Here is a 10,378-nt window from a genome sequence, read left to right as displayed (position 1 = left end):
TGAGGATGTGGTTTGAATCTGTGTTAATCTCGTGTAATCTCGTGGTTTCAAGGGGTTCCAGAACACTCTGGAACCCCCTGTGGTTTGTGTCTTCCGGGCCAACTTATTTGAGGAGGATCATCTTCCGCGTCAGCGTCTTCTCCGGTGTTGTGAGTTTGCAGAAATAGACCCCAGTCAGAACCTTTGCACCTTCACTATCCCTTGCGCTCCACTCCACACGGTAATTCCCTGCCTTCTTTTCCGCATCCACCAGGGTCCTTACGAGTCGTCCGGTGAGGTCAAAAACCTCGAGAGAGATGTTCCCTGCAGAGGGAAGACCAAAGGAGATCATCGTGGAATTGTGGAAGGGGTTGGGATGGTTCTGGAGAAGGATGAACTCCGGTGGTTGAATCCGGAAGCTAGTTCCCTCTTCCACTCCTGGAGGAATCCCAATAGTCGCATGGAGCATCAGATCATCCGTGTACTTGTTTCTGTAATCTGCCCAGGCTCCAGTGTGTTCGAGACCCCTTCGAGAAAAGGGAGGATTAAGATCTCTACCTACTGAGGCAGCAGCATCTGCGAACTGGATCCAGGCGACATAGAAAGCTCCATCGGTGATGGTGATGTTCTGGCTCGAGACGTCGATCGTATTGAGCCCGATGACTGGCGTTGAGATGGTCTGTTCAAAGAGGATTGAACCCGGTGAGCCACCAGGTCCGTCATCATCGTAGATCCGAGCCCTAAACCCGCTTGTCCCGAGAGCAAAAACAAAGACACGGATATCCTGGATCTGAACGGGATATGTGGGGGGTTGAAAATAGTTTCCCAGTCCCGCTTCCACGCTTCCTGGCTCCCACATCCAGGACCATCCATCCTCAGCAGTGCCATCATCGTAGATTAGGGTTGCCGGATAGACGATAACACGGATCTCCACGGTGACACTGTTGTTGTTGGGATTGAGATCCCCTCCGAGTGTTGTGGCGAAGGTTGCCCGGTGTTGACCATTGCTGAAGGGAATCCAGTCCGGAGAGAAGACGACAGAGTCTACCTGTCCAGGGGTCATTCCGGGGTTGGAGATCGTATCCGCAAAGACAGTCGTATTGAATGGGTCCCGTACCATACAGAACATATCGAAACTACCCACAGTCACATTCCCGAAGTTCTTCACCTTTGCCCAGAGGGTGGTCGACTGGGCGTTGAGGCGGAATATCCCTCCATTCTTATCATTCATCGCGTGGAGGATCCCCACATCAGTAGCTGAATAGGTAGTGGAATCCGGGGGGATGAACTGAATCGCCAGGGAGTCGTGATAGAGGCGTGCTGGGGGGAGTTCGTCATTCAAATATGAGAGCCCCACCAGACCGCTCACATTCTCAATGCCAATGGCGGTCTCATTATTGGAGAAAGAACCTGTCTGAGGACCATACTGGTAGGTGATGATGGAGTCAGACTTGGTGAGGATCACCTGGAAGTCGTGGGAACCTCCTGTGGACCATCCGGGGACATTCAGCCAGGAGACAATCAAAGAATCCACGCTGTTGGTGTAATAATGTGCCGTTGCAGGGCTCGTTCCTCCAAAGAGGTGGTCGGCTATGAGTACTCCGAGAAGGTCATTGGGAGGGGAGGGGGAAGGCAGGGAATCGAATGGCTGAGCGAGGAGGCCAGGCTCAAAAGAGATATACCCATTTGAACCTACCCAGAACTGGTTCACCGTATACCAGTAGTAGGGGAAGTCGAATCCAATGGAGAAAGGACCCACATAATTGTCATCCTGGAGACCCGTGATCTCGGTCCAGGATCCGGTTGTATCCACCCAGTCAAAAGTTGTCGTGTCATCATCCGAATCGAGCCAGATGTAGCCGTAGGCATCTGGACCACCACCGAGAGGGGTAAGGCGACTCCTCTTTTCCTTCTCCTCTCCTTGGCGGCTTGCTGAAAAAGCGACTGTGACCCAGAGAAGACTTGCAATCAGGGCCAGAAACAGACTTTTCTTCCTCATAGCTCCTCCTTGCATTTTATGGATTTCCTGACTTGAGGAAATCTTACGGAAGATGAAGAAAGATGTCAAGCGCTGTTTAGCATATTATTTGGCATTTAAGTTGTCGTCATTCCTTTGCATTTGAGAGAATCCCAGTGCCTGCCTGCCCGGGGCGTTTCACGGTCCCCCGTTTCTCGCGAAGCGAGATACACGGGGTCCCCGGACCTTCAATTTCGAATTTCGTAATCTCGCAATTTCGTCTTTTGTGTCAGCAATCTCGTGTAATCTCGTGGTTTCAAGAGGTTCGTTCTCCCCCTGCACAATAAATGTGCGGTTGCCCTCAGTGATGCCCTTTTTCTGGTGACTTGGATTCAAATGGCCCATAGTTGTGCGAAACGTAACCGCTGACATTTCAGATACTTATGCGACTCTGTTCGGCATGGCATGGCCTTTGCTCTCAAAGAGGGCAGGAACGGATTCAATTTGAGGAGGTAGGAGAAATGAAAAAGCTCTTGAGTGCCTTTGTTCTTGCTGGCCTGACTTTGGCCCTGGTTATGTTTGCGGCGGGCATGGTACATGCTGCGAGCATGCGCTTTGCGAGGGTCAGCGAATCGGAAGGGGATGTTTGGGTTCTACGAGCGGGAACGGATGAGTGGGAGCCCTGCGGGGTGAACACCCCACTCGGCGAAACTGACATTGTGGAGACCGAGGATGATTCCTATGCTGAAATTCAGCTCGACAACGGAGCCATAATATCCCTGAATCAGGATACGAGAGTTGACTTCAAGAGATTGATCTTCAACGACGAGGGTGGGAGGACAACGGTTCTGGGCCTCCCGTTCGGGAGTGCCATGATAAGGGTCTTCTCCTATCGTGATCCGTCAGACTACCTGCTCGTTGAGCTTCCTACAGGACGGGTCTATGTGGAAGAGAAGGCCTTTCTCAGGATAGATGTCAAGGGTAGTGGAGCTTCTCACGTTCTGGTCTATCGAGGCCGAGGAATACTGGAAGGCAAGGATGGAGATGTTGTGATAAAGAAGGGCAGGCGGGGCTACCTGGACTCTGACGGGTATCTTGGGCCTGTTAAGAGGCTTCCCAAGGGCAAGGACTACTTCTATTCGTGGTGTCTGGATAATTACGAGAAATACAGAAGGGGAGAGAGCAGACGATATCTGGATGATGGTTCTTACTACGGGGGTGTCTACGATCTGGATCGTCACGGCACCTGGATAAACGTGGCAGACTATGGGTATTGCTGGAGGCCACGCGTCCAGATCGGATGGTATCCGTATCACCACGGCCACTGGGTCTGGTCAATACACTGGGGTTGGACATGGGTTTCGTATGAGCCATGGGGATGGATACCCTACCACTATGGGAGATGGGTTCGCAGTTGGAGATGGGGATGGATATGGATACCCGGGCATACATGGGGCCCAGCCTGGGTGGTATGGGGCTATTATGGCAGCTGTGTTGGCTGGGCTCCTCTTGGTCCCTGGGGCTACCCGTACTACTACGGCTATTATGGATATAACTGGCCATGGACATACGTCTACAGAGACTCATTCTATCACCCGCACGGGAAGTACAAGTACCGCCGTAACCGGAAATACAGACACTACGAATGGGGGAAGAAGAGGTACAGGTACAGAGATGGAAAAGGACATAGGCCGGATGAGTACAAGATGACAGGTCCTGAGGAGCCGAAGCTCGCCCTGAAAAACAAAACGGCGGCTGTCGCTGACTGGGTTACACCAAGAACCGACAAGAAGATACTGCCAGGGGCTGTCACAGAGGCGCCGAAAGGAAGAACCTCTTCAGCGAGCGTCACTAACAAGAAGTTGCCGTCGAAACCGAGGGCGGTCGAGACAGAGAGAGGGAAAAGCGAGGTGCAGCACAGTACCAGGGAGAAGACTTCTGTGACAAGGAGCGAAATCTTGAGGCTGCCGCCGAAGCCAGAGACGGTTGAGACAGAGAGAGGAAGAAGCGAGGTTCAGCGCAGCACGAAGGATAAACCTTCTGTGACGCGGAGCGAGAATGAGAGGCTGCCACAGAAGCCCAAGACGGTTGAGACAACTCCGGAAAGAAAGACAGAAGAACACGACAGAGAGAGGAAAGAGAATACGCGGCGATCAGAGCCTCAGAGCTATGAATGGAAAGAGCCCTCAGAAGAGGTGGAAAGGCCGCGTGCCGACAGGAACGAGGAGAAACGGGCCAGCCCACCCGATAGGACTAAGACGCGGGAGAAACAGCAAAGTAAAGAAACGGGCAAGACCAGCCAGAGCATGACGGGCCAGGCCAGGGAGGAAGGGAGGTCCAGGTCTCCTGCGAGCAGACCGAGCAAAATGAGAAGATCGCATTGAGGATCAGAAGTCTGTTCCGGTCACCAGCCGCAAGCTGTAAATTTGTTTTGTCTCCACCTACAGCTTGCGGTTTTTGTCCATTGTACCTCGTAATTTGCACTTTGTGCTTCGTAGAAGGCGTTTGGGGTTGCATTAACAGCGCTTGTTTTGTAATATGCCAAGAGTATAAGGGGTCTGCACTTCTCCAGAGGAAGTGTGGGGTTTTAGCAATCCGTAGTTGGTAATTAGCGATTTGTCGAGGCAGGCTTTGAGGGAATGGAGACTTCTTGACACAGGCGTAAGGCCTGCGTCCGAAAACATGGCCCTCGACGAGGCCGTTCTGAAGGCCCGGTCTGAGGGCGCTGTCCCCAATACAGTCCGTTTCTTGCAGTTCTTCCCTGAGGCAGTCCTTGTAGGATGGCACCAGGGCGTTGCCGAGGAAGTTAGGGTCGAATACTGCCAGAGAGAGGGTCTTGATATTAACAGAAGGATAACAGGCGGAGGAGCCATTCTGTTCGACAGGTCTGGGCTCGGATGGGAGTTGATAGCGTCCAAGCATGACTTGGGTATGTCTGTGGCCACAGAAGAGCTCTTCGAGAAGGTCTGCCAGGCCGCTATTGAGGGCTTGAGGGAGCTTGGAGTCGCAGCTTCATTCCGCCCCAGGAACGACATTGAAGTCGACGGTCGAAAGATAAGTGGTACTGGCGGCACCGAGGAAGGATCCGCTTTTCTCTTTCAGGGAACCTTGCTTGTCGATTTCGACGTGGAGAAGATGATAAGAGCCTTGAGAATACCAACGGAAAAGCTGAAGGACAAGGAGCTCGAGTCTGCCAAAGAGAGGGTTACCTGTCTTCGCGAACTGCTCGGCACCGTCCCCGACATTTCAATCATCAAAGAGAAAATTGCAGAAGGTTTCGAGAAGGTTTTCAATGTCAAGTTGAAGACTTCACCTCTGACATCCTATGAGGAAAACCTTTTTAGCAGGAAGCTCCCTCTATTCAAATCTGATAAATGGGTCTACAAGGTGAGGACATCTATCCTTGGAGAAGACACAGCACGTGCTGCCTACAAAGGTGAGGGAGGCCTGATTCGAGCATCGCTCAAGCTGGATCTCAGAACGAAGCGAATCAAAAGTGCTCTTATAACAGGAGACTTCTTTGCTTTCCCCAAGAGGACCATTTACGATTTGGAGGCAAGGCTTAAGGATTCTCCGGCAGATGTTGATGCCGCGACAAGTACAGTTCTTCAGTTTTTCCAGGATACGAAGCCTGAAATACCAGGTCTCTCCCCACAGGAATTTGCTGGAGTGATAGCCAGAGCTCTCCACAAGGTTGATTACTCGGAATATGGACTTTCACTGGATGAAGCAAATAGCATCACCACAGTGTGCTCTAATTTTGAGGAGATGGCGAAGAAGGAAATGCCCTTCCTGCTCCTTCCTTATTGCAGCAAGCTGCCGGAGTGTGAATTCCGGTACAAGAATGAGTGTATTGAGTGTGGAGACTGCACAGTTGGAGATGGCTACACGCTGGCCAAAGAATTTGGGATGGATGCCATTACCATTGTCAGTTTTGAGGATTTGGTAGAGACTCTGGAGAGACTGAAGGCAGAGGGGGTCGAAGCATTCGTCGGTTGCTGCTGCGAAGCGTTCTATATCAAGCATTCTGAGGATTTCGAGAGAATAGGACTTCCTGGCATCCTTATGGACATAGACAATAACACCTGCTACGACCTCGGTAGAGAGAAGGAAGCGTATCTAGGGAGGTTCGAAAGTCAAACCAACCTGAACCTCAGTTTACTGGAAAAGATTCTTGTGCTTTTGAACAGCAAAAGGTCTCTTGTCAGGGTAAGAAATGAGTCAACGTCTGGAATGTGATGTACTCGTCGTTGGTGCTGGTCCGGCCGGAAGCAGTGCTGCTGCCGTGGCAGCAAATCTGGGGGCCCGGGTAGTTATCATAGACAAGCGTTCAGAAGTTGGACTGCCTGTGCAGTGTGCGGAGCATATTCCAAAACCTCTGGCCATGGAGATTGAACTGACTGCCGACGCTGTGGCCCAACAGGTGGCCGGAACGAAGGTATACATAGACTCAAAAAAGGTCGCTGTCACAGACGCCCCCGGCTACATATTGAATAGAGATGTTTTTGACAGTAGTCTGGCCTCTGAGGCTGTAAGGAGCGGAGCGAGGCTGATGATGCGCACTACAGCTGCTGACAGGACTGAGAACAGCGTGCTTGCTTCACAGAATGGTTCTGAGATGGAGATAAACTGCAGAATCATAATTGGAGCCGATGGCCCGACATCGACTGTCGGCGGATGGATAGGTCAGAGAAACAGCAAGTTTGTCAAAGCAATTCAATCGACCGTTTCGTTGTCAAACCCTCTACAGTACTGTGAGATCTACTTTGAACCGGAATTCAACGCCGGCTACGGTTGGCTCTTCCCAAAAGGTGACGTTGCCAATGTCGGGATTGGAGTTGTGTCCACAGACTCGAATCTCTCTGAGCTCCTCGACAGGTTCCTTGAGCGGCTGGGGCGTGAAGGGAAGATTTCTGAGGGGGAGGTGTGTTCCACGGCAGGTCTCATACCTGTCGGGGGGTCTCTTCCTACACTTGTCGAGAATGTCATGTTGGTGGGAGACGCAGCAGGGCAGACGCACCCGATTTCTGGCGCCGGCATTCCTCAGGCAGTCGTGTGTGGAAAACTTGCTGGCAGGAGTGCTGCGAGAGCTGTGCTTGAGGAAGACATGTCGCAGGTTACGGTGTACGAGAGGGAGTGGACAAAGCTGTACGGTTCGACTCTCGACCATGCCTGCAGGAAGAGGGAGACGATGGAGGCCGAGTGGAACGGCCGTAACTTTACCGAACTGATCAGGAGGTCATGGATTGGATTCAAAGAATACTACAGAACTCCTTGAACAGGCACGTCGTATCTCCTGGGATAGGTTCGGGAAGAAGATAACCTTCTATCTGCCCGGCATGTTCACGATTGACGGGGAGACAGGCAGATACCCGGCACTATCAATTACGGGCTCTTCCTGTGCACTCAACTGCGACCACTGCGGAGCGAGGATACTGGAGACAATGATTAACGTATCATCGCCTGAGCAGCTCATCGAGGAATGCGAAACGCTGGCAAAGAACGGGGCTTTGGGGTGTCTTGTGTCTGGGGGGAGCAACACGGATGGGAGGATGCCCTGGGATGTTTTTGCGCCGGCAATACGAGAGGTGAAAGAAAAGACCGGCCTTTTCATCTCTGTTCATACGGGTTTACTCGATGGTGAACGTGCGCACACGCTAAAGGAGGCAGGAATCGATCAAGCCCTGGTTGACGTGGTTGGAGATCAAGAGACGTTCAGTAAGATCTACCACATCGATGATGGATTCTGGAGGATAGAGGAGACTCTGGCAGCACTCAAGGATGCCGGTATCGAGACGATTCCACATATCGTCGTGGGCCTGAACTACGGGGAGATAAGCGGTGAATACAACGCTCTAGAGCTCGTCTCGAGATACGGACCAGCGTGCCTTGTGATAGTGGTATTCATGCCTATTGCTGGGACGAAGATGGAATCTGTGTCGCCTCCGTCCGCAGAGGAGGTGGCAGAGCTGATTGCAGCGGCCCGGCTTTCAATGCCAAATACTCACATTTCCCTTGGCTGTGCCAGGCCGAGAAGTAAATACAGTGAAAGACTTGAAGAGCTGGCAGTTGATGCCGGAGTAAATAGAATGGCGCTCTGGTCTGAGAAGGCTCTGGATAGAGCTCGTCGGTACGGACTGGACATTCAGTTCGCAAAAACCTGCTGTTCTTTCCCAGCAGAACTAGGAGGAGAAAGATGAACAACATGGAGAGTCCAGAATATATGAGAATGAGTCTGGCAGCGGCAATGACTCTCGGTTTCAAAGAAGGACGGTTCTACAGAGGAGCCACGCTTCCCTGCGTTAACCTCTTGCTTACATACGATGAAGGTTGCGTAGGCGCATGCTCCTACTGCGGGCTTTCCAGGAAGAGAGAGGGTGACTATCCAGAGAAGTCTTTCATCAGGGTTTCGTGGCCCACATACGAGACGGACGATATCGTAGACAAGATGCTTGAAAAGAAAGACAAACTGAAGAGAGTCTGTATCTCTATGGTGACTAACAAAAAGGCCGTACACGACACCATTGATGTGACCGAGAGAATTAGAGCCAAAACCAACTTGCCAATCTCACTTCTGATTACTCCCACACTTCTCAGCAGAGAGGATCTGGTGAACTTCAAGAAGTCGGGTGCAGAAATGATAGGAGTGGCTGTGGATGCTGTGACTCCTGAGCTGTTCGATAGGCACAGGGGAAAGGGCATCAAGGGCCCTCACAGATGGGAGAAGTACTGGGATGTAACCGGGCAGGCTCTGGAGATTTTTGGAGAGGACATGGTTGGTGTGCACCTGATAGTTGGCCTGGGCGAAACAGAAAGAGAGATGGCGAAAACCATTCAAAAGGTAAAGGACATGGGCGCAAGAACCCATCTCTTTTCCTTCTTCCCCGAAGAGGGATCAAAGCTGGAAAAGCATTCTCAGCCGCCTGCGGGCCAGTTCAGGAGAATGCAATTTGTTAGGTTTCTTGTCGACGAATGTTTCTCCACGGAAGGAGAATTCGTCTATGATGAGAATGATAGAGTTGTTGCGTTCGGGCTCAATGAGGACGAGCTAAATCTGTTAACTGACCTTGGGACTCCATTCATGACCAGCGGCTGCCCGGATGAAAAGGGGGAGGTCGCGTGCAATAGACCCTACGGCGACTCGATGCCTGGCCCGGACATTCGTAGCTTCCCATTTTGGCCGAAAAAAGAAGATGTGGAGAAGATAAGAACAGAGCTAGAGACATATTAGCTAAACGGACACCATCAGTGCAGGTGAGCAAGAATTTCTACAAGAAAGTCCTGAAGAAAATCTATCCTTCCTATCGATTCAGTTGGCAGGTCTATTCAGACAAACTGGGCGAGCTTTCTGGCAAACAGAAAGTATGGCTTGATGCTGGTTGCGGCAGAAATGTGACCATCAGGGATTTCCCGGCGAAATATTCACTCGGCATCGACATAGAGATCCATCCTGAACTCGAGAATGAACATCGGTTCATCAAAGGCAGTCTCGACAATCTCCCTTTCCGTGGTGGAGTTTTTGATCTACTCACTGCGCACTTTGTCGTTGAACATCTCGATTATCCAGATGTAGTCTTCAAGGAATTTTCAAGGGTTCTTAAGCCGGGTGGCTGTTTGCTAATCCGTACCACCAATCGATTGAACTATGCCTTTTTTATTGCATCACTGATACCTGACCGGTTAAGAAGAAGAATCGTCCGGGCGGTTTATGGTAGGCAAGTAGACATCTATCAGACGAGATATCGGCTCAACACGCCAATCGCACTCGGGAAAATCTCTCTTACATCTGGATTGGAATTGGAAAGTGTGGTTATGACTGAGAATCTGCACTTAGTACATCCTTTCGTCTTTGCCGTCTCTTTGGTCATTGAGCGCATTCTCTCGATCGGCCCATTGAGAAATCTGAAAAACATGATGGTTGCAGTCTACAGGAAACCCACTTATTTCATTTCCTTCGGCGACCCGCAATTCGATTCTATTCACTCCGCGTGACTTGAACCATTCATATATCCTGCTAACCATCTTCGTCCCGATCCCTTTTCTGCGGTGGGTTGACTTAACAGCAACGTCAATGATCTCCCCATATGACTGAAGCTCGAACACCGGGGGGGATACTTGCCTATTCGAACCAGGGAATAGGCGACTACATCACTTGTATTTGTAGGGGCAGGGTCGCCCTGCCCAGAGAGATGGGCGCCGAAACGGCGCCCCTACAACAAATAGTCACGCGAAACGAATTGTCATTGCACCTCGATACACTCGGCATAAACTCGCAGACTGCGGGGCGCGAAGCAATCTGGCACAAGCAGGTCCTTCGGCTCCGCTCCCCGTGTGTCTCGCTTCGCGAGAAACGGGGGAGGCAGGATGACAGAAAACGTATGTCATTCTGGGCGTAATGCTCAAAAGGTATTGCTAAAATCGGTGTTAAGTTGTTAGATGATT

General features: G+C 51.3%; 8 protein-coding genes. 6 read left to right on the top strand and 2 right to left on the bottom strand.

The genetic code is table 11. The annotated features are described in order from the left end of the window. Positions 1-103: 103 nt before the first annotated feature. Entirely contained in the window at positions 104-1,993 is a 1,890-nt protein-coding gene (locus E3J62_04455) for a T9SS type A sorting domain-containing protein (protein TET46368.1), read from the bottom strand. A 386-nt stretch (positions 1,994-2,379) separates the two neighbouring features. On the opposite strand from E3J62_04455, the gene E3J62_04450 reads away from it, so the two are divergent. From E3J62_04450 to E3J62_04425, 6 genes are all read left to right on the top strand, one after another. Then, on the top strand, positions 2,380-4,320 hold the full coding sequence (locus E3J62_04450) for a hypothetical protein (GenBank protein TET46367.1): 1,941 nt from the start codon (positions 2,380-2,382) through the stop codon (positions 4,318-4,320). Between the two features lie 247 nt (positions 4,321-4,567). Further along, entirely contained in the window at positions 4,568-6,175 is a 1,608-nt protein-coding gene (locus E3J62_04445) for a DUF116 domain-containing protein (GenBank protein TET46366.1), read from the top strand. Then, positions 6,153-7,214 (top strand): NAD(P)/FAD-dependent oxidoreductase, encoded by a 1,062-nt coding sequence (locus E3J62_04440; GenBank protein ID TET46365.1) that lies wholly within the window; start codon positions 6,153-6,155, stop codon positions 7,212-7,214. The genes E3J62_04445 and E3J62_04440 overlap by 23 nt, the downstream gene beginning before the upstream one ends. Beyond that, positions 7,183-8,136, top strand: a complete 954-nt coding sequence (locus tag E3J62_04435; protein ID TET46364.1) for a radical SAM protein — start codon at positions 7,183-7,185, stop codon at positions 8,134-8,136. The genes E3J62_04440 and E3J62_04435 overlap by 32 nt, the downstream gene beginning before the upstream one ends. Further along, positions 8,133-9,167: a radical SAM protein gene (locus E3J62_04430; protein TET46363.1), complete on the top strand. Its 1,035-nt coding sequence runs from the start codon at positions 8,133-8,135 to the stop codon at positions 9,165-9,167. Before E3J62_04435 ends, E3J62_04430 begins: the two co-directional genes overlap by 4 nt. Beyond that, on the top strand, positions 9,110-9,928 hold the full coding sequence (locus E3J62_04425; protein TET46369.1) for a class I SAM-dependent methyltransferase: 819 nt from the start codon (positions 9,110-9,112) through the stop codon (positions 9,926-9,928). Before E3J62_04430 ends, E3J62_04425 begins: the two co-directional genes overlap by 58 nt. Here E3J62_04425 and E3J62_04420 read toward each other — a convergent pair. After that, positions 9,767-10,039 carry a GNAT family N-acetyltransferase gene (locus tag E3J62_04420; GenBank protein TET46362.1) on the bottom strand — a complete coding sequence of 91 codons (273 nt, stop codon included), beginning with the start codon at positions 10,037-10,039 and terminating at the stop codon, positions 9,767-9,769. The two genes, E3J62_04425 and E3J62_04420, sit on opposite strands and share 162 nt — an antisense overlap. Positions 10,040-10,378 lie beyond the last annotated feature (339 nt).

The organism is candidate division TA06 bacterium (genome assembly GCA_004376575.1).
Classification (GTDB): domain Bacteria; phylum Hydrothermota; class DG-26; order E44-bin18; family E44-bin18; genus E44-bin18.
Note: the sequence above shows the minus strand (reverse complement) of the source record. Positions and strands in the feature narration are given on the sequence as shown.